The organism is Paenibacillus sp. PK4536, assembly GCF_028594455.2.
Classification (GTDB): Bacteria; Bacillota; Bacilli; order Paenibacillales; family Paenibacillaceae; genus Saccharibacillus; species Saccharibacillus nuruki.
The window spans coordinates 2,403,444-2,424,334 of the sequence record NZ_CP126313.1; the positions used below are offsets into that span (position 1 = coordinate 2,403,444).

The 20,891-nt window shown below is 38.5% G+C and carries 16 protein-coding genes and 1 riboswitch; of the genes, 5 read left to right on the forward strand and 11 right to left on the reverse strand.

Going from position 1 to position 20,891, the window contains the following annotated elements:
• Positions 1-11 precede the first annotated feature (11 nt).
• Positions 12-1,586, forward strand: coding sequence for an ABC transporter substrate-binding protein (locus PO903_RS10735; protein WP_273593402.1), 1,575 nt, complete (start codon positions 12-14; stop codon positions 1,584-1,586).
• A gap of 153 nt (positions 1,587-1,739) precedes the next feature.
• Complete coding sequence (locus PO903_RS10740; RefSeq protein ID WP_069327851.1) at positions 1,740-2,129, forward strand: DivIVA domain-containing protein; 390 nt, start codon at positions 1,740-1,742, stop codon at positions 2,127-2,129.
• A gap of 112 nt (positions 2,130-2,241) precedes the next feature.
• Here PO903_RS10740 and PO903_RS10745 read toward each other — a convergent pair whose 3' ends face one another.
• From PO903_RS10745 to PO903_RS10755, 3 genes are all read right to left on the reverse strand, one after another.
• Positions 2,242-3,129 carry a TetR/AcrR family transcriptional regulator gene (locus tag PO903_RS10745; RefSeq protein ID WP_273593403.1) on the reverse strand — a complete coding sequence of 296 codons (888 nt, stop codon included), beginning with the start codon at positions 3,127-3,129 and terminating at the stop codon, positions 2,242-2,244.
• Between the two features lie 112 nt (positions 3,130-3,241).
• On the reverse strand, positions 3,242-6,367 hold the full coding sequence (locus PO903_RS10750) for an efflux RND transporter permease subunit (RefSeq protein ID WP_069327853.1): 3,126 nt from the start codon (positions 6,365-6,367) through the stop codon (positions 3,242-3,244).
• Positions 6,364-7,842 (reverse strand): efflux RND transporter periplasmic adaptor subunit, encoded by a 1,479-nt coding sequence (locus PO903_RS10755; protein WP_069327854.1) that lies wholly within the window; start codon positions 7,840-7,842, stop codon positions 6,364-6,366. Before PO903_RS10755 ends, PO903_RS10750 begins: the two co-directional genes overlap by 4 nt.
• 732 nt (positions 7,843-8,574) lie before the next feature.
• On the opposite strand from PO903_RS10755, the gene PO903_RS10760 reads away from it, so the two are divergent.
• Positions 8,575-10,176, forward strand: coding sequence for a TolC family protein (locus PO903_RS10760; protein ID WP_273593404.1), 1,602 nt, complete (start codon positions 8,575-8,577; stop codon positions 10,174-10,176).
• A gap of 102 nt (positions 10,177-10,278) precedes the next feature.
• Here PO903_RS10760 and PO903_RS10765 read toward each other — a convergent pair whose 3' ends face one another.
• The 8 genes from PO903_RS10765 to queC all read right to left on the reverse strand — a co-directional run bounded on the left by PO903_RS10765 (position 10,279) and on the right by queC (position 19,111).
• The gene (locus PO903_RS10765; protein WP_273593405.1) at positions 10,279-11,535 is read right to left on the reverse strand and encodes an MFS transporter; all 1,257 of its coding nucleotides are present in this window, start codon (positions 11,533-11,535) and stop codon (positions 10,279-10,281) included.
• A gap of 356 nt (positions 11,536-11,891) precedes the next feature.
• Positions 11,892-12,854, reverse strand: a complete 963-nt coding sequence (locus PO903_RS10770; protein WP_273593406.1) for a S8 family peptidase — start codon at positions 12,852-12,854, stop codon at positions 11,892-11,894.
• Positions 12,855-13,196: 342 nt separating this feature from the next.
• Entirely contained in the window at positions 13,197-13,913 is a 717-nt protein-coding gene (gene budA, locus PO903_RS10775; RefSeq protein ID WP_273593407.1) for an acetolactate decarboxylase, read from the reverse strand.
• Between the two features lie 78 nt (positions 13,914-13,991).
• Positions 13,992-15,710 carry an acetolactate synthase AlsS gene (alsS, locus tag PO903_RS10780; protein WP_273593408.1) on the reverse strand — a complete coding sequence of 573 codons (1,719 nt, stop codon included), beginning with the start codon at positions 15,708-15,710 and terminating at the stop codon, positions 13,992-13,994.
• A 754-nt stretch (positions 15,711-16,464) separates the two neighbouring features.
• Positions 16,465-16,962 (reverse strand): preQ(1) synthase, encoded by a 498-nt coding sequence (gene queF / locus PO903_RS10785; RefSeq protein ID WP_069329139.1) that lies wholly within the window; start codon positions 16,960-16,962, stop codon positions 16,465-16,467.
• An 87-nt stretch (positions 16,963-17,049) separates the two neighbouring features.
• Positions 17,050-17,781 carry a 7-carboxy-7-deazaguanine synthase QueE gene (queE, locus tag PO903_RS10790; protein WP_502921687.1) on the reverse strand — a complete coding sequence of 244 codons (732 nt, stop codon included), beginning with the start codon at positions 17,779-17,781 and terminating at the stop codon, positions 17,050-17,052.
• 158 nt (positions 17,782-17,939) lie between these two features.
• On the reverse strand, positions 17,940-18,428 hold the full coding sequence (gene queD, locus PO903_RS10795) for a 6-carboxytetrahydropterin synthase QueD (protein WP_273593410.1): 489 nt from the start codon (positions 18,426-18,428) through the stop codon (positions 17,940-17,942).
• Positions 18,425-19,111, reverse strand: a complete 687-nt coding sequence (gene queC / locus PO903_RS10800; RefSeq protein ID WP_273593411.1) for a 7-cyano-7-deazaguanine synthase QueC — start codon at positions 19,109-19,111, stop codon at positions 18,425-18,427. The genes queD and queC overlap by 4 nt, the downstream gene beginning before the upstream one ends.
• Positions 19,112-19,338: 227 nt before the next feature.
• A riboswitch (PreQ1 riboswitch) is annotated at positions 19,339-19,382 on the reverse strand.
• A 188-nt stretch (positions 19,383-19,570) separates the two neighbouring features.
• On the opposite strand from queC, the gene fosB reads away from it, so the two are divergent.
• Positions 19,571-19,966, forward strand: a complete 396-nt coding sequence (gene fosB, locus PO903_RS10805; RefSeq protein WP_502921688.1) for a metallothiol transferase FosB — start codon at positions 19,571-19,573, stop codon at positions 19,964-19,966.
• Between the two features lie 169 nt (positions 19,967-20,135).
• Positions 20,136-20,807, forward strand: coding sequence for a VOC family protein (locus tag PO903_RS10810; protein WP_273593412.1), 672 nt, complete (start codon positions 20,136-20,138; stop codon positions 20,805-20,807).
• Positions 20,808-20,891: the final 84 nt, after the last annotated feature.

The following is a 20,891-nucleotide window of genomic DNA, read 5'->3' on the forward strand; positions in this document are numbered from 1 at the left end:
GGAGGAATAGGATGAACCATTCCAGATACAGGTATCACCGAATGCTTTTGCTTCTGGTGGTATCTGTATTGTTGTGTATTGGGGCAGGTTGTCAGCAACAAGATCAGAAAGATGTGACCTTATATTCAGCCACTTCACAATCTTCACAGACAGGGCAAGAGACGACGCAAAGTAATCTTCCACCTGCGGAGTTGGTATTTTACAATTATGCGAATCCTATGCCAGATCAAGATAAAGTCATGGACGAAGTCAATAAATACCTTAAGCGCAAAATCAATGCAACTATTCGTATTATCACACTGAATCCAACCGAATTTGAAGCGAAAATACCAGCGATTCTAGCTTCCGGTCAACCAGCAGATCTGGTATTTACTAGTTCGTGGACCAATAATTATTTAGCCAATGTGTCTAGAGGAGCTTTTTTACCATTAGATCATTTGCTAAAGCAGTATGGAGTGGGGATGCAGAAGTCGATTCCAGCTATTTTGTGGAAAGGCATGCTTGTGGATAATCAGACCTACGCTGTACCGCTTAACAAAGAAATTGGACATCAATACGGTGTGCTAATGCGTAAAGACATTGTAGATAAATATCATCTCAAGATAGATCGTATTCAGACATGGGAAGATTTAGAACCCCTTTTACAGATTGTGCATCAGCATGAACCTCAACTAAGACCACTGGATACACCGGAAATGTTATATCGGTCGATTCCAATGAATCATATTTCAGGTGATTGGTATTTGCCAGGTGCGATCAATATCGGAGAATCGCCTGCGTTTAAGCGTGATGATCATCAAGTGTTCAATCAATATGCCACACCTGAATTTAAGCATTTTGTAGAAACGATGTATCGCTGGAATCAAGCAGGATATTTGCCTAAAGACCCGATGTATGAAGCCGAAGGGGATTGGAAAACAGGTAAGATATTTGCAGGAGCACTATCCTATGCACCTAATTATGTGTATGAGCGTAGCAGTCAACTGGGATACGATCTGGATTATGTTAATATCGGGCAGGGGGTTATTGAGACAGGTGATGTGCAAAGTGGGGCTTTTGCAATTCCTCGTTCTTCCAAGCAACCTGAACGTGCAATGATGTTTTTAGAATTGTTATATACTGATCCTTATCTGGCTAATCTGCTCAAGCATGGAATCGAAGGGGTTCATTATATCAAAGTAGATGATAAACATATCGAACCTGCACCAGGTATGGATCCGCTGAATCCAAAGTATGATTATGGATATGGCTGGATGTGGGGAAATATCTTTATCTCGTATTTTGATAAATCGTACCCTCAAGATACGTATGAGCAGTATGAAGCATTTAACAGCGGTAATATTCCAGCGCCAGCACTGGGCTTCAATATGAATATTGCCCCGGTATCTACAGAGGTAGCTGCTATCAATAATGTATTAGCAGAATACTATCGTCCACTGATTAATGGTACAGTTGATCCAGAGAAAGTATTGCCTGTTTTTTTGCAAAAATTACAGATCGCTGGAGTAGAAACGTTGATTGCTGAAGAGCAAAAGCAATTGGATCTGTGGAAAGCCGCCCAATCTTCGGCTTCTTCTATTCAATGATCGAGCGACTTTCTGTCTACTCATTCGGACAAACAAGCATACCTAAGCGAAATATCTTTGAACAGATTGTTTTCCCCTATGCTGTGTTTATGGTACATTTATAAAAAAGAACTGTATGTGAGTATAAGTTCTTACGGGAATAGGGGGATCATCATGGCTGTAGATGAGAATTATCAGCGTAAGTTAGAAGACCAAAAACGTTTATTTAAGCAGTTGGGGATTAAGTTCGATGCCCTTACCATTCATGAAAAAGATTTTGGAACCAAAATGCGAGGCTATTCTCAAGAAGAAGTCGATTTTTTTCTAGATGATGTTATTTTAGATTATGAGCGTTTTTACAAAGTCATTACAGACTTGCTTGATAAATATAATGAACTTCAACGTCGCCAGACGTATGAAAGTGAGCGCGCTTCTGCACGGATGAAAGAAGTCGAGGATTCGGTAGATCGCAGTATTGTAACAGATGCGATTGGAACACTAGAACGTACAATTGATCAACTTAAAGTTCGCTTGCGTGATAGCGACAATAAAAAAATGATCTAATCTTAAAGTGATATGGATACATTAATTCATGTAGAGATATATTTGAAATGAGCAATAAAAAAAGCTGCTTCCTGTGATCATAACAGAAAGCAGCTTTTTGGTATCAATAGGATTAGATATCCAGCACTGATTGTAACAGATTACATTTTTCAACCAGAGTGGGTTCTTGAGATAGAAAAGAAAACATTGCTTTAAGCATCCCTTTACGTTTTATATCGCTCAATATTTCTTGTTCTAACTCTTGCAGAACCTGACGATACTCTTCTTTTTGCTCATCAGAGACTTGGAGGTGATGCAGTAATCGCTTGAGGTCTAGCAAAGCATCATGAATCATAATCCCTTTGAAAATAGGGCTATCTTTGATATGTTCAGGATCTACTTTGAGCTGTTTCCAATCCCAGATCGGTACATAGTTGTATTCCATCATACCCTTAATCCATAGATCGACAGTGTTAGCCAGTAGAGCAGCAAATTCTTCATCTGTTGTATTCGGCTTGAGTCCCATCATAGGCAGAATCAGGTATTGCATCATCATGCCTCTAATCATAAAGATCACATCATAAGCAAAAGGCTCTACTTGCTCACCATAAATATCCACCAGACAATCGGTAGTCCATTTGCTTAATTTGTATTCTACGATAAGAAACGCTTCGATTAACTTCTCGCTGTGAAATAGACTTTTATCATGCATCGAAATCATCATCGAATGGAATTTGGTATCCAAAGAGTTCTGTAAGTAAATGCGCACAAATTCAGCTATTTTTTGTTCAGGTGGTAGATGAGTATCGGAATACATTTTGCAGATGGCATCATCGATTTTGTGTCCATGCATCACAACAGTAGCGACAAGAACATCTTCTTTACTTTGAAAAAATTTGTAAAAAGAAGCTTTCGCTATTCCGCTTTCTTTAGCAATCTCATCTACAGAAGTAGAAGTATATCCTTTTTCGGAAAAAAGTTGAAGTGCTACTTCAATAATTTCATGTTCTTTGTTTTTCAAGTGCACGTCTCCTTTACCGCTATATCATCACGTCATTATAAAATAAGAACAGGCTCTTTGAAAAGAAGCCTGTTCTTATTCAGTACAGATTCATGTATCTAGAATAATAAAATTACATTTTTTTGCTTAAATTCAGTTTTTCACGACGTTGTTGTTTGCGTTCTTCTTTACGAGCTGCTTTTTTTAATTTGCGTCTAGCTACAACCATATATAAAGAAGGAACTACAAACAGTGTCAAAATTGTCGAGAAGACCAGACCGAAAATAATCGTAACTCCCAGTGGTCGGAATAGTAATTCACCGACAGTAGCGATAGGAATCATACCGACAATCGCTGTCAAAGATGTTAAAAGAATCGGGCGGAAACGAGCAGATGCAGCAGATATAATAGCATCGGTCAGCTCCATACCTTCATGCCTTGCATCTTCTATAAACTCGATCAATACGATACCATTCCGTACAACAATTCCGGCAAGAGCAATAATCCCCATGACTGACATAAATCCAATCGGCGTACGAGTGATAAATAATCCTAATATACCGCCCGCGGCTGCTAGATATACAGTTGTCATAATAATCATTGGAATTGAAAGCGAATAGAACTGAATCATAATTAAGATAATGATCAGGAAGATAACGACTACAAACAATTGACCTAAATCAGTAAAGGTATCTGTTTGACTGGACGTTGCTCCACCGACATCCCATGTGTATCCTTCAGGGAAATTAATTTGTTGTATTTTAGGTTCTAATTCCTGCATAACTTCTGTAGCTGTACGTCCATTTGCATCTGCCTCAATCGTATTCACTCGTGTTAAGTTGTAACGATCGATTTGTTGAATCGCAAATGATGGTTTCATTTCAACCACTTGTGATAATGGAATCTGAGTTCCAGCAGAGTTGGTAATACTGACTTGTTGGAATAGTGCTGTTGGACTAGCGTTGGTAGAATCTTTCATATAAAGCTTGATATCGATTAGATCTTCACCGTTATCAAAGTCACCTACACTAATACCGCTACCCATCATCAAAAGCGTACGTGTTAAGTTTTCATAACTCACTTTGTATTGATCCATAGCTTGTTTGTTTACAACAAAGTTCAAAGCATAATTTTCTACACCAATACTATCAGTGATACCGTATGTTCCTGGTGTATCAGCAATCGCAAGTTTCACTTTATCGGTTAGGCTACGAATTTCTTCTAGATCATCACCTAGAATACGGATCGATACTGCTTTACCTACAGAGACACCCAAATCTGTAGCTTTTACAGAGATACTGATACCTGGATAATCTTTTTTAAGTTGATCAGACCACTGTTCTGACGCTGTAGCTACATCGAGCTTATGTTCTTCACCGGTGACTAGAATCTGTCCGGTTGTGACACCACCGCCACCTAGACTAAGGTTGGTAAACAACTGAGGTGCACCGCCGCCAGAAGCATAAGCTATATTTTCAACACCTGGCTGTTTTTTGACCCATTTAGCAACACCTTTTACGACTTCATCTGTTTTCTGTAAAGAAGTACCTGTAGGCAACGATACATTGATCGTTAACTGAGGATCAGATGAACTTGGGAATAGCTCGACAGGTGTAAAAGCAGCTAACCCGTAAGCAAGTGTACTCACAATAAGCCCTGTTAAAGCCACAATTAATGGACGTTTTAGCACTTTAGGCATTAATTTTTTAGCATAGCCATTAGTTAACGATTGGATTTGTTTACCTAATAGTCCAGCAGGTTTTTCTGTGCCATGTGTTTTACCTTGTTCATTACGACGCTCTTCATACCATTCGCGGAAAATAGGAATGATCGTTAATGCCATAATCATCGAAGCTAACATACATAACGAGATAATGGTTGGAATCGGACGAATAAATGATCCCATATCGCCTTCAAGTAGCATCAATGGAGCAAAAGCTGCAATCGTTGCTAATGTAGCTGTAACGATAGAGATGGATACTTCTTTGGTACCATTGACTGCTGCATCTGTCGGATTTTCTTTAAGTACGGTTAATCGCCGTTCAATATTATCATTAACAACAACCGCATCATCGACCAGAATCCCCAGTACAATAATAAGTCCTACAATCGTGATCTGATTCAGTGATATTCCAAGTGTAGGTAGAAGGATAAGACCTAGTGCAATCGAGACTGGAATAGCCAAAGCTACAAAAGAAGCGGTTAACCAGTTCAATCCCAACATACAAATGATAATAACAGCCAAAATAGCAATTAACATTTCACGAATCAAATCATTAAAGATACGATCTACTTCTGTTTTTTGAGCAAACAAGGAAGTAAGTTTGATATTAGCAGGCAATGTTTTTTCAAGTGAAGTCATTTTTTCTGCTACACGCTCATGCATGGTAGGTACATCAGAACCTGTTTCGCTACTAATATCAAGCGAAATTGCAGGTACACCGTTGTAATATCCTAAGTATGTTTCTTTATCAGTAATCAGTTGTACATTTGCGATGTCTTTAACATAGACAGGAACACCGGCTTCGGTTTGAAAAACAACAATATTTTTGAGGGAATCTACATTATGAGATTCGTCTACAGTTAATTGATAAGTACGTGATTCGTATGCAATATCACCTGTAGGTACACGGTTATTTTCAGACTGGATCGCTTGCATAACCGATTCCCACGAAATGTTATATTGTTTTAACTTCGCCATATCTGCATCAACTCGTACTTGTTGATCGGGAATACCTTTGATCGCTACATCAGTGATACCCGGTACAGAACGAAGTTGGTCACGCCATGTGTTCATAAGATCACTTAAAGCATAAATGTCTTCTTTGGTTTTGCCATATAAAGCAAAAGATTGCACAAAGGTTTGTGTTAAGTTGTCATTGACAATAGGCGTGTTTGCATCAGCAGGAAGTTCACCTTCAGCATCCTGTACTTTACGACGCAATTCACTCCATGTATCTTTTGCATCTGCCGCTGGTAATGCTTGAATAATAATGCTGGATACACCATTACTTGAAGTAGAAGAAATGGTATCGAGATTAGTGACTTCTTTAATTTTTTGTTCTAATACTTTGGTAACCGTCTGCTCCATTAATTCTGGAGTTGCACCCGGATAAGTTGTCGTTACTGTTGCTGTTTTGATAACGATATCGGGCATTAATTGTTTAGGCAACTGCAATGCACTTACGATACCGAACAGAATAAGCATGATAAAGAAGACAAGCGTAATTTTACGCTTTTTGACGATATATTTGATCATTTAGCGGTCGCCTCACTTACTGTAAGGGCATCTCCATTAAATAAACGGTCCGCTCCTTGAGTCACCACCTGATCGCCTACTTTTAAGCCTTTAGTAATCTGATAACGATTATCGTATAGATTACCAATTTCAATAGGGGTTTGAACGGCTTTACCATTTACATTTTTAAATACATAAGGTTCAGATCCTGTACTAACGACTGCCTCTACAGGAATTGCGATTCCTTTTAATGAAGCGGCTTGACGTGAAGCTTTGACAACCTGACCTGGTTTCCAATCGAGTTTAGGGTTATCAATGGTAACTTCTGCATTAATAGAACCTGTATTTTCATTGGTTGCAGGATATAGCTTCGTCACTCTACCTGTACGCGTCTCATCATAAAGGTTCAAGCTAACTTGTTGTCCAACTTTCCACTTACTGATTTCACTATCTGCGATAGGAAGCAACACTTTAAGTTTGTTAATCTCACCTAGAGTAAACATAGCTGTTCCAGCAGTAACCGTTTGTCCGTTAGAAATCGTTTTTTCTAAAACGACACCAGATACTGGAGCGGCAAGTCCTACTCTTGATAAGTTCAATTGAGCGGTTTCTTTAGCGATAACAGCTTGCTCATAACTAGCTTGAGCTTGACTGATACCCGCATTGGCTTGTTCGATACCCGCATTGGCTTGTTCAATACCTGAATTGGCTTGTTCTACACTAGCTACAGCACTTTGACGACCTACTTCTGCTTCTTTTACTGTAGAAGCCGCTGCTGCACGATCGGAAGCACTTGCTCCTTCTAATAGAAGAGAAAGTTGTTCTTTCGCATCGTTAAGACTGTCTTGTGCAGTTGCAAGAGTCGTTTGCGCTTGCTCATTTTCTTGCTGAGTTAGTAGACCATTTTGAAATAATGTTTTGGCACGATCTGCTGCTGTTTTGGCTTGGTTATAAGCCGTTTGTGCTTTGTTTACAGCATTTTGCGATTGTGCTCTTTCTTGTGTACGTGCTCCAGCAGCTACGCCTTGTTCACGTACTTTAGCACTTTGAATCTGTGCATCAGCGGATGCGATACCTGCTTGAGCAGCTTGTTTGGCGGCTTGCGCATTACTGAGGGAAGCTTGTGCGCTGGTAAGAGAAGCTTGTGCATTGCTGAGGGAAGCTTGGGCTGCAGCAACACTTTGGTTCGCATTGTCGAGGTCAAGTTGTAAATCTGCGCTATCTAATTGGGCTAAACTTTTCCCTTTTGTAACCTGATCTCCAATATCGGCATTCACTGAAGTGACTGTTCCACCGATTTTAAAAGAAACAGGGGTTTCATCATATGCTTGTAGTGTGCCTGATAAGTCATAGACCGCATCTAATGTTACTTCTTTGACGGCTGTGACTTCGACGCTACTACTTGCCGGCTCCACTGCAGCTTTCTCTGTCGAACATGCTGTCAAACTAACAGCTAACAGAATCGCTGTAAAGGCCGTTGGCCAGCTTTTTTTCATAGTTACAGTATCCTCCTCTGAACTCACCAGTTTAATTTATACTCTATAGTTCATGGCTGAATTATAGATTGTTTATACGATGCTTGTCAATTGTATCAAACTAAATTTGAAGAGACCTCAACCTCTGGATGTAGATTTGAAATGGATAAATTAAATCGGAGAGTGGATGCTTATTTTAATTGGAATCATATTGTGAATATTGTGTGACGGATGGTAAGATTGTAGTATCATAAGATATACAATATATGGAAGAGTAGGTGAGACACTGTGAAAACGACAGATCCTTACGATCCAGATCAGAGGAAGAATAATAGACCTAATCACAAACTTCATTATATAGATACGAAGCCTGCGATGATGAAGGAAAAAATACATCTTTCTATTGCTGCGTTTATTTTAGTAGCTGTAGTGGTCATATTGTTAGAGTGGACTTAGCAAAGCACACTATTATTTAATAATTTTATTTCAAAATAATGTTTAAACAAGGATTACGTATATGTCATTTAAGGTATATAATATAGAAGTAGGGAATTAGAACATTTATATAAGTAAGAAAGTGATTTTTTTCAACAGAACTTATTTATAATTATAAATGATTTATTGAATTGTAGTTGATTTATTTTGTTAGTAATGCTAAATTAATTTTATTAGCTATACTAAATGTTTTTGGCAGAGGCATTCATTTGAGATTGGAATTATGGTTTTGAATATATGAAAAGAGGTAATTTGGATATGAAAAAAGGAATCGTCGGCGCTTCTCTTCTGGCTATGGTGCTTGTTGCATCACAACCATTAACAATGGCGCACGCTGCAGATGCAATCCCAACTCCAGTAGTGACAGACACAACAGCAACACCAGCATCACAATTAACGATCTCTGGAGCAGGCGAATTGAAAAAGCTTGATACTTTGGATCTAAATACAGTTATTAATTTAGCATTAAATGATTCATACAATCTAGCACTTCTTCAATTAAAATATAAAGTGTTGGATCAACAAAATGCGAGCCTAGGTGTGAACCTTGTTGATTTGAACAACAGTTTTAATATTCAAGCAGGTAACGGATCTCCTGTATTGCATGTTCCATCTGATAATAACAGTGGTACAGATTCAGGTGTAAATGGTGACGATCCACAAAGTGGTTCTGTTACTACGGTAAGTCCTGCATTAAAAGCAGCGAACACCGTTAGTGCTCAAGCAGATGAACCTACTCCAGCACCAACAACTGACAACAGCGGATCTGGATCTGCTGGTGCAGCTGCAACTGATCCTGCTGATCCCGCAGATCCTGGAACACCGGCTCCTGAACCATCCAAACCGGATCCAAGTGATGCTTATGAGCAACAATTGAAAGAACTTCAAAATGCTGTAGGTAAAATTTCGGATGGACTAAACAAAAGTGCAGCAGCTCAAAACACACAACTTGAAACTTCTCGTAAAACATTAGAGAAAAATATCAATAATTTGGATACCCAAAAAGAAAATACTGAACTTCAAATTAATGAAGCTAAAGAAGGCATCAAACTTGGAATGACAGGTCAATATGTACAGTTATTGGCAAGTCAAAAACAAGTCCAATTGTCTAAAGATTATATCGATGTATTGACTCGTGATGTACAACGTGCTCAGACATTACAATCTCTAGGATCAGGTACACAAGAAGATATCGATAAAGCTAATCGTGCTTTGTTAGCTGAAAAAGATAACTTAACGAATCTTGAAGATGCATACCAAAAAGCGTTAATCACTATTTCTTTCGATCTAGGTATTGAATATAATCCAAATATTCAATTAACAGATATCGATGTAACTGTAGAACCAGTTGCTAAGAAAAATGTAGATAGTATCCTATCTTCTTCATACCAAGTACAGACGCTTGCTAATGGCATCGTTCAAGCTCAATGGGAAGAAGATAATCAAGATAAAAATGCAGCTAATAGCTTTGATGAGCAAGCAACCAAAGCAAATACTGAAATTGCTAGACAACAATTATCTCAAGGCAAAATAGATTTGGCTAAATCTATCGAATCCAGTTACACAGATGCAGATACAGCATACAAAAGTGTTGTAACAGCACAACGTACAGTAAGTGATGTAACATTGGATAATACCAATATGCAGATTCGTTACAATGCTGGTGTCGTAACAAAATATGATTTTGATAAATTCCAATATCAAGTGCATGTCGATCAAGTGAAACAAGACTTGGCTAAATTGCAATTCTATGTACAACAAGCTAAAGTACAAGCAATGGAAAATGGATATATTGCAGCTTCTTCTAGTTCTGCCGCTGCTGGTGCTTCCGGTGGCTCATCTGCTGCTAGTGCAGGCTAAATTAGTATTGTTTTCAAATAAAAGCCTATCCTTTTAGTAAAGGATAGGCTTTTTCTTTTTTACTTATTCAATTGAAATAAATCCTATACATATGATAGAGTACTAAGCTTCAGAAGCGCCTTCTGTCCATTCGCTTAATTTGCGATCAGAGGGAAGTAAGAATGTAATGACTCCAAGTAGTGGTAAAAAGCTGCATAACTGCATAACAGGTGATATACCAATTTTATCAATCCAGTTACCCACAACCAATGCACCAAGTCCGCCTAATCCAAAAGCAAGCCCTGTAATTAATCCAGATACAGTACCAATTTTGCCTGGAATCAACATTTGAGCATAGACGACAGTAACTGAAAAGCTAGAAATAAGAATAAAACCGATCATAGCTAGCAATACACCGCTCCAAAATAAATTAGCATAAGGCAGGATTAAAGCTAAAGGAGCAGAACCTGCCATGGATACAAAAATTAAATTTCGTTTACCAAAGCGATCAGCTAGTGTTCCACCAAAAAAAGTACCTAAAGCTCCAGCTGCTAAAAAAAGAAAAATATAAATCTGTGCATCGCCCACACTTAGTCCAAAACCTTCAATCAGATTAAAACTGTAATAACTCGCGATCGACGATGAATACCACGAACGTACAAATACAAGTGAAATCAAAATAATCATCGCAAAAGCTATTCGGTTTTTCAGCTCAGGACGTATTTTTCCAACGTTACGATGTTTTTTAGCAAAGCTTTCACTACGAATCGTGCGTCCATACCAGCGTGCAATAAAGATTTGCACAATAATACCTGCGGCTGCGACTCCTGTAAATCCGATAGCACCAAATTGACCATAAGGCACAAAGATCAAAGAAGTCAGCAGTGGAGCCAGTGATTGTCCTGCATTTCCACCGACTTGGAAAATAGATTGTGCTAATCCTCTTCGATTGCCTGCTGCCATGTGAGAAACTTTAGAACCTTCAGGGTGAAAAGTAGCAGAACCCAAGCCAACAAACACGACAGCTAATAAAACAGCAGAATAAGAACTTGCATAAGCAAGTAATAGCATTCCTGTAAACGTAAATCCCATTCCGATCGGTAACAATGCAGGCGTAGGGCGCTTATCTGAAAAGAGTCCTACAACAGGTTGCATAATCGAAGCGGTGAAGTTAATTGCAAAAGCGATCCAACCAATTTGCGTATAGCTAAGATTCATCGTTTCTTTCAAAATAGGAAAAATGGCTGGAATGACTGACTGCATCGAATCATTAAATAAATGAACAAGGGAGATCGCAAGTAAAACCCCGAATATGGTCTGATTCGCTGTAGAACCAGGAGAAGCATTGTTTATCTTTTTGGTGAGTGATGGCAACGACATGTTCGTAATACTCCTTTTTTCAGTATGATATACACGTTGTAACGCAAAAAAACCTTCTAGTTCATCACTAAAAAGGTACTGAGTCCAAAAAAGAATCACACGGCGATCATCTTTTCTGTCTCGGTCCCAAACAGGATCAGAGCAGAAAATAAGGTAAAGTCAGCTTGAATGGAAAATACATATGTATTGTATAGCTATTTGTAAAGCTAAAAGTACCATTCGGATCTACCGATATCGTCTTTTTATCAGTATATCAGAAATGATATACAGGTTCATTCTAGAAATCAAATAAAATAAAACGTATCTACATCCACAAGAAAGTAGACATAGATACGCAGAATATAGATCTGATGCATTTAAATATTGAGCAATCTAGCTATTGTTTGCGGTTTGAACAGTTTGGCAAGTTCTTCTTGAGCTGTTAGATAGACCATACCATTTCCTTCTAGACGAGGAGAATCACCGAGAGGAATCGTACGTTTGATCAATTGCGCATAAAGCTCAGGTTCTGTTAACTCTCGCTCAAAACTTTGATTTGCGATGACTTTGATCAATGCCATCGCACCGGAGACATGTGGAGTAGCCATAGACGTTCCGCTAAGTGTGGCATATTTGCCATCTAAATACGTAGATAATATATTTTCACCAGGGGCAACCAAATCTACTTCATTGTTAGAATTAGAAAATTCAGAAGACTGGCGGTTGAGGTTAATGGCGCCTACACTAATGACTTCATTGTAGTAACCCGGATATCCGTATTCATCTGTATTTGAATCGTTATCACCTTCATTACCGGCAGCACATATGACTAGAATATTGTTATTCACTGCTTTTTGAATCGCTTCATGTAATTCAGGCACATCCTCAGGGCCACCAAGCGACATCGAAATAATATCTACTTTTTGCTCAATAGCATATAGGATTCCATTGATAATCCAGTCGATTTGCCCGGAGCCGTCTTTATTTAACACTTTTCCAATCAGTAAATTTACTTCTGAAGCTACACCGACAACACCTGTATTATTTTGAATGGCTGCAATTGTGCCCGCTACATGAGTACCATGACCATTATAATCTTCATAGATATCAGGGTGACTCTGATCATCATCTGTAAAGTTACGCCCGTTGCGAATCCGTCCTTGCAGATCAGGATGATGAGTATCACAGCCTGTATCGAGGATAGCGATAGTGACACCTGCACCTTTGGTGATATCCCAGACCTTAGGTGCTTGAATCATTTCTACACCAGTAGGTGTTTCGGTGACCTGTTCTGCATGAGCAATCACTTCATAAGGAATAATACGCATTTTACGTTCCATGTTTTGCCCTCCTTCAAATCATATCGGATCAGATCAACAACAATAAAGCTTGAAAGCTTACTTGCATGAACGAACGATAAAGTAGGACGGAAGCATGAATCAAAAGGATATATTCGAATATAGATACAGTGTAACAACAATACATCATCCAACACAGTTGCTATAGCCTTAGAAATACCATTTCTTTTATCAATAAATATACAAAAATTGTTAAAAAATGACGAATAAACATACAAAAAAAGAGCCTACCTATTCTTATTAAAAAGAAAGGTAGGCTTAGTATAGGGAGGGTATAACAGGTATTTCCTAAAAATATCATCAAACACTAAAAAGTGTGTTGATTTAATAAGCACCTTCAGCAGTCATAATATCGCGTTCCAAGTTCGGAGCTTCTAGATTAGCTTTTAAATAATCTTGATCATGTGGAAGAGCTAATTGAAAATCTTCACTGCTACATACTGAAATCGTGCAATGATCCACAATAAAGTCTAATACGTGACCACCACCATTACGTTCATCATTGATAAAGTGTAAGTGATATCCAGCCACACCAATACCTTGAGCAAATGCTGGTGTCCAGAAACCTGCAATCACTCCGCCTGTATTTGGAAAGTGGAAAGAAGGCTGTGACTTGGTCACTTCGATAAATGGTTTGTACGGTTTTTCTTGATGGGGAACGGTTCGTGTATTGACCTCACGGAACTGCCCATCAATACGAATCGCATGAAAAATATTAGGGCTCGCTAATAGATCATCTAATACTTTTTCCAATTGTTGACGGTTTAGCGTACGGTTAATCTGGAAAGTCTGTTCTTCTTCAAAAAAAGTGACAGTAGAGAACGGTGTACTTTCTTCCATACCGACTTGTTTGGCACTACCATCTGGATAAAGATGATAAAATTTACCGTCAAAAGCAATCATTTCACCATCCAGTTGATGAAAAGTACCGATCCCAAAATCACCGTGTTTTTTGAGTTCACCAAAAGTGACTGAACCATCATACATACCACTGAGTAAAGCAATCATAGTTGAAGCTTGATAAATCACGTGATTTCCCATTTCGGTCTAGCTCCTTTTTTGAATAAAATCCAATCGATCTATTGTTCTAAATAAGAGATGTTTATCTCATAAGTCTAATTAGTTGATCGCATCCGGTAATAATTTCTCGCCTAATTTGATATTGTCTTGATAATCGATCGGTACATCAACTACAACAGGTCCTTGATGTGCCATCGCTTGGCGAAGTACACGTTCTAATTCTTCAGGTTTGTTAACTCGTAGCCCTAGAGCACCGAAGCTTTCAGCATATTTTACAATATCGACTTTACCGAAATCGACTCCGGAAGTACGACCGTATTTCATGACTTGTTGAAAAGCAACCATATCGTAAGCTCCATCACGCCATACAATATGCACAAGTGGAGTATTCAAACGGACAGCTGTTTCTAGTTCCATCGAAGAAAATAAGAATCCACCATCACCCGAAATCGAAATCACTTTCTCATTCGGACGAACCAATGAAGCACCAATCGCCCACGGCAGTGCCACGCCTAACGTCTGCATACCGTTACTGAACAATAGGCGACGAGGTTCGTAAGAACGGAAGTAACGTGCCATCCAAATGTAATGGGAGCCAACGTCGCAAGCTACAGTCACTTCGTCGCCGATCATCCCACGTAATGTTTTCATAAATTCTATCGGATGAACGAGATCAGGATGAGAAGAGTGGAATCCTTGACCATCTTGTTCTAATTTGTGATGTAAGCGTGCAAGCACGTCAAGAGACTCGGCAGGAAGTCGCAACCCCTCCAAGTGTGTAGCTAAAGCTTGTATATTCAATGCAATATTACCGATCAATTCGCTTTGTGGTTGATAATAATGATCAATATCGGCTTTGCGATTATCTAGGTGGAACACCAATCGTTGGCCTTCTTGATTCCATAAATGAGGATCATATTCGATTGGATCATAACCGACGGTAAGCACCAGATCAGATTGCTTGAGTAGTAGATCGCCCGGCTGATTACAGAACAATCCTACTCGGCCTAAAAAGTGTTTTTCTAGATCACGCGAAATCGCGCCTGCCGCTTGGAACGTTTCTACTACAGGAATATCAGTATCACGAATCAAATCACGAATCGCTTGCGTCACTTCAGGGCTACTTGCTTTCATCCCTAGTAAAATAACGGGTAATTTCGCTTGGCGAATCGCTGAAGCTACTTCATCAATCAAATGAGTCGGTGCTGTACCCAATTGAGGAGTATGCATCGTATGGAAATTGAATTTTTTGGCTTCGCTCACCAATACATCCATCGGTAGACTAACAAAAGCCGCGCCCGGTTGAGAAGCAGAAGCTTCACGGAAAGCATTCGTGATCGCTTCACCTACATTGTTAGGATGTTCGACTTCTACACTGTATTTGGTTACCGGTTCGAACAAGCCTGCATTATCCATCGATTGGTGAGTACGTTTGAGGCGATCTGTTCTGGAGACTGCACCTGCAAGAGCAACTACGGGATCACTTTCGGCATTTGCTGTCGCAAGCCCTGTGACTAGATTAGATGCGCCTGGACCTGAAGTCACTAGACATACACCAGGTTTCCCTGTTAAACGACCAATAGCGGCTGCCATAAAAGCAGCATTTTGTTCATGACGACATACGATTAATTCAGGACCTCGATCTTGTAGAACATCAAAAACGGCATCAATTTTGGCTCCTGGAATCCCAAATATATATTTAACCCCTTGAGCGATAAGGCTATCGACAACTACATCAGCACCTGTGGTTACCTTTGTTTTCGCTACGTCGGTTGGATTCGTTGTTTTAAGTTTGGTTTCTGTACTCAATCTGTCCATCTCCTTTTCTGTGTATGAAAATAATCATTTTCTTTTCTGTACTTTCTTGTAAGTATGGAAAAGAGTACATAACCTATTTTATTCCCAAATAAAGTAAAATCAACTGTTAAAATTTGAAGTATTGATATGGAAGCGATACCATTTTTGGATGGAAAAAGAACAGAAAATCATAGGATATAATTATAACGATATTTACAAAAACGCTTTCGTAACAATGGTTTGAAATAAGAAAAATGTATAAATACCAGATTGTTGATCTTCAAATAAATAGAAATAAATCATTGAATAAGAAGTGATTGATAGCTATCTTAGAAATATGAATATAACCAGAAATGTAGCTATAACTACAAGTAGAGGATCATTTAAAAAATAATATAGATGAATTTTATATTCAAATTGTTATATATAAAACAATATAATATCTAAAGATAAACCAGATTGTTCATAACCGTATTCCGACTATAAGGATAGGCTTTTATCTAATTATAGAAAGGAACAGAAGAGCAGAAAGCAAAGAATTTAATCATAATTTAGAAAGAAAATATTTTTAGTATATTTTGTGAACAACATAAATCGACAAAAATAGCAATCGAAATATACTTGATTTGTGCCAATTAGGATGGGATTAGATTGGTCGAACTTATGATGTCATACCGTACTGTATGAAATATATAGCGTATATAACAAAAAAAGCTAACGTAGTGACACGTTAGCTTTCTTAATCTATCTATAGATAAACGATGCAAAATAACAATTAACGATTATCGATGGTCTCAGGATACATATCATGATTCATCATACGGTGTTCAGCCATTTGCTCATATTTCGTTCCCGGCTTACCATAGTTGGTATATGGATCGATAGAGATCCCACCGCGTGGCGTGAATTTACCCCAGACTTCGATATAACGAGGGTCCATTAATTTAACAAGATCGTTCAAAATGATATTCATACAGTCCTCATGGAAATCACCATGATTGCGGAAGCTAAATAGGTATAGCTTGAGTGACTTGCTTTCTACCATTTTCTGATCAGGGATATAACTAATATAGATCGTTGCAAAGTCAGGTTGTCCTGTAATCGGGCAAAGGCTTGTAAATTCAGGGCAGTTAAACTTAACGAAGTAATCACGATATGGATGTTTATTATCAAAATTTTCAAGAATACTTGGATCGTATTCAAAATTGTATTTGGTTCCTTGATTGCCAAGCAGTGTTAAATCTTGCATTTCATCGGGTTGTCTTCCGGACATAGAAATTAATCTCCTCTAAATATATAGTTACTTTCATCGTACTTCTTCTAGCATTTTACGTAAAAAAATAGCGTATATCATGTTCTGCTAAACGCCGCGCTTATTGCCCCATACCAGAGTGTGCAATTGCGGTAAAATACGAGCATCGTTAAAAGCAGGCATGTCCATCGCTTGATCAATCAGCCACTCATAACGCTTCAATAAAGAAGCTGCAATCTGATCATCGGCACTGGTCACATCAGGATTACCTGTCTGTAAATAAAGCAGTACATTTGGATAACGCAGATGTACTTTCTCTGCATAAGCCAGATCCTGTTCATCAAAGATCACGACTTTGAGGCTAAACGAATGAGCAAACTGTGATGTTCCCGCATAAGAAAGAGGTGCTTCTTGTGCTTGTGCTGTATATCGACTGATCTGATTGTGCTCCAGACGGCGAATAATATCGTCTAACACCTCAAAATTAGTGGTCATTCCAGAACTTGGTGGCTTCGGTGAAATCGTAACTTCATTAATGTCAGTCAACCAATCTTGCCATTTGGAACCTTGTGTTTCCACTGCGGTACGAATCTCTTTTTCACTTAGCAATTGTACAAGTTGTCCCAATTGAGGAAGCAGAGCAGGGTTACCGCCTGAAATCGTGACATGGTTAAAACGGTCTCCACCAATGTCGAACAATTGAGCATACACTTCTTCAGCACTTAGACGCATAATCTGATCTTTGGCACTACCATCCCATGTAAAAGCAGAATCGCACCAGCTACAACGATAATCACAACCAGCCGTACGCACAAACATCGTTTTTTGCCCGATCACCATTCCTTCACCTTGAACGGTAGGTCCAAAAATCTCAAGTACCGGAATCGGAGCGATTTTCGGTGTATGAGGGTGTTCGGAATGATCATGATTATCTATATCTGAACCTGCTAATTGATTGGCTTTAGCGATTTGTTCGGCGTTCACTTTAAATGTTGTACTCATGCTTGCATCCACTCCCGTCTTGCTTCTGCATAACTGGTTGGTGTCTCATACAATTGTACAAATTCTACACGTCCGCCTTCGACTTGTGCTGCATAAGGTTCGCTTTGCAGTGCTAATTCCATTTGTTCATATAACCACACGACCATATTTTCAGCCGTTGTATTCATTGGAGGCAAAGTCTCATTGAGATAGCGGTGATCGAGGAAAGGTTCGATATGAGCTTTCCAGATGTTTTTGATATCCCCAAAATCGACTACGATCCCGTTATCACTAGGGATACCGCTAATACCAAAAATCACTCGATACGTATGACCATGTAAATTCATACATTTGCCTTCATAAGCATGTAAATGATGCGCCGCATCAAAGGTAAACTCTTTATTGACAAGCACCCGTCTACGATGGTAGCGGAGCTGTTCATGTTGAATATCTGTACCATACTGTTGCAACTTCTCGACGATACGGAAAGGTCCCGGTTGATTCATCGACGTGCACCTTCAGTAGAGTCATTGAGTTGTTCGCGTTCTGCAAGATAACGATCCAGTCCAGCTTGACGTAATTTACAAGCAGGGCATTCTCCGCAACCGGAGCCTACAATACCGTTATAACAAGTTAACGTTTTTTCACGTACATAATCAAAAGCACCTAATTGATCTGCCATTTCCCATGTTTGAGCTTTATCAAGCCACATCAAAGGAGTATGAATAACAAATTGGTGATCCATCGACAGATTTAACGTTACATTGAGTGACTTAACAAAAATATCGCGACAATCTGGATATCCGCTAAAATCGGTCTCACAGACACCAGTAATGATATGACGTGCTCCTTTTTGTTTGGCCATAATCGAAGCAAAACTCAAAAACAACAAATTACGTCCATCGACAAATGTGCTTGGTAATTCGCCTTCTTCGTGGGTAATATCAATATCCGAACGAGTCAATGCATTAGGAGCTAGTTGATTGAGTAGACTCATATCGAGAATCGTCTGCTCTACACCTAATTCTTGTGCAATTTGAGTGGCTACTTCGATCTCTGCACTATGGCGTTGACCGTAGTTAAAAGTCACCACTTCTACTTCAGCAAATTGCTCTTTTGCCCAGAACAAACAGGTTGTACTATCTTGGCCACCACTGAAAACGACGACCACTTTTTCATTTTTAAGCATAAAAAAATCTCTCCATTTCCTTAAAGGGATATCAAGACACTAGCACGAAGACCACTTGCTTAGAAAAGAAAATGATCTGCATCATTCTAATCAGCAAAACGTTCAACACACTATATCTTGTTGTCCTTCGGGAAGAAGAGAGTTCCATGAACCTGTCCAACAAAAAACAAACCTCATATCAATGCTAAAAAAGACAGAGTCTTCTTTTGAAATACACGCATTGATCAGGATTGATAGTTTTTTATAGAGGGAGTTCGCGAACCTCTCCCGTGTTGCTCTGTACAGAACTACGATTTCTACTTATATAAAGAAGAAAGGAGTCTGATCAAGTACAACTACGGATTATCTTCTGTTCAGGATAAAACTTGAAAAACTGCTTCGTTAGTATAGCATATTTGTAGACAATGATGCATGATTAGAACTAAATAATTTATAAAGATATTGAAGGAGGTTAAGCTTATTATTCACGGTATAGGACATATTACATTTTCTGTAGCTAATATGGAGCGTGCGATGACTTTTTATATTAATGTATTTGCTGTTCAGCCGTTACTGGTTAAACCAAAGACTGTTTATTTTGAAATAGCCGGTATTTGGTTAGCATTGAATCTACAAGAAGACATACCAAGACAAGAGATTTATCAGTCATATACTCATATTGCTTTTTCAGCAAAAGAAAAAGATTTAGACACTTTACGAGCTAGACTTCAAAGAGCAGGTGCAACGATAGAAGAAGGACGACAGCGTAATCCAAAAAGAGAAGGACAATCCATCTATTTCCGCGATCCGGATGGACATTTACTAGAGTTTCATACAGGGACGTTAGAACAACGATTGGATTATTATCGAACATAACTAATAAAACAGAAAAAAGAGATAGCACTTTTTAATTAATCTTATTTAATAGTGGATGAGAGTTATAGTTGAATTGCTCAAATAAACAGAAGGATTTTAAAATAAAGAATGAACACTATGAATGCCATAGGTTTGATTTTAAAATTTGTATAGGATTAGGTGAATGGCAATGAAATACATATGTGCTGTATGTGGATATGATCAATTGGATGAACCACAATGGGAAGGTGATGCTCCAAGTTATGAGATATGTCCTTGTTGCTTTTTTCAAGCAGGGTTCGATGATGATGGAGCTAGTGAGCCTGTAACTGTCGAAGAATATCGTAAAAGTTGGTTAAGGTATAAAGGCACATGGGCTAACTTTCTTACACGCAGACCAGAAAATTGGAATTTGAGAGAACAGTTAAAAAATATTAATGTGGATTTAGATAAAGAGGATAAGCCTGTTATTCGTAGTATAGGACATATCACTTTTTCTGTAGCAGATATGGAGCGTGCAGTAACTTTCTACATTAATATTTTTGGCGTACAGCCTTTATTAGTGAGACCCCAAACAGCCTATTTTGAAAGTGCAGGAATTTGGTGGACATTAAATCTGCAAGAGAATATTACAAGACAAGATATTCAACCGTCTTATACTCATATTGCTTTTTCAGTAAAAGAAGAAGATATGGAAACTCTACAAGCAAGATTGTTAAAAGCAGGTGCAACCATAGAGGAGAGTCATCAGCATAATCCAAATGGAGAAAGAAATTCTATCTACTTCCGTGATCCTGATGGACATTTACTAGAGTTCCATACAGGAACATTAGAACAACAATTGGATTATTATCGAACATAACTAAAAAGATGCCCTCATTAAAAGGAAAAAATTGCAGTAGAACTTTACAAAAATTAATAGAGGATAATCTTTTAAATAATAAAG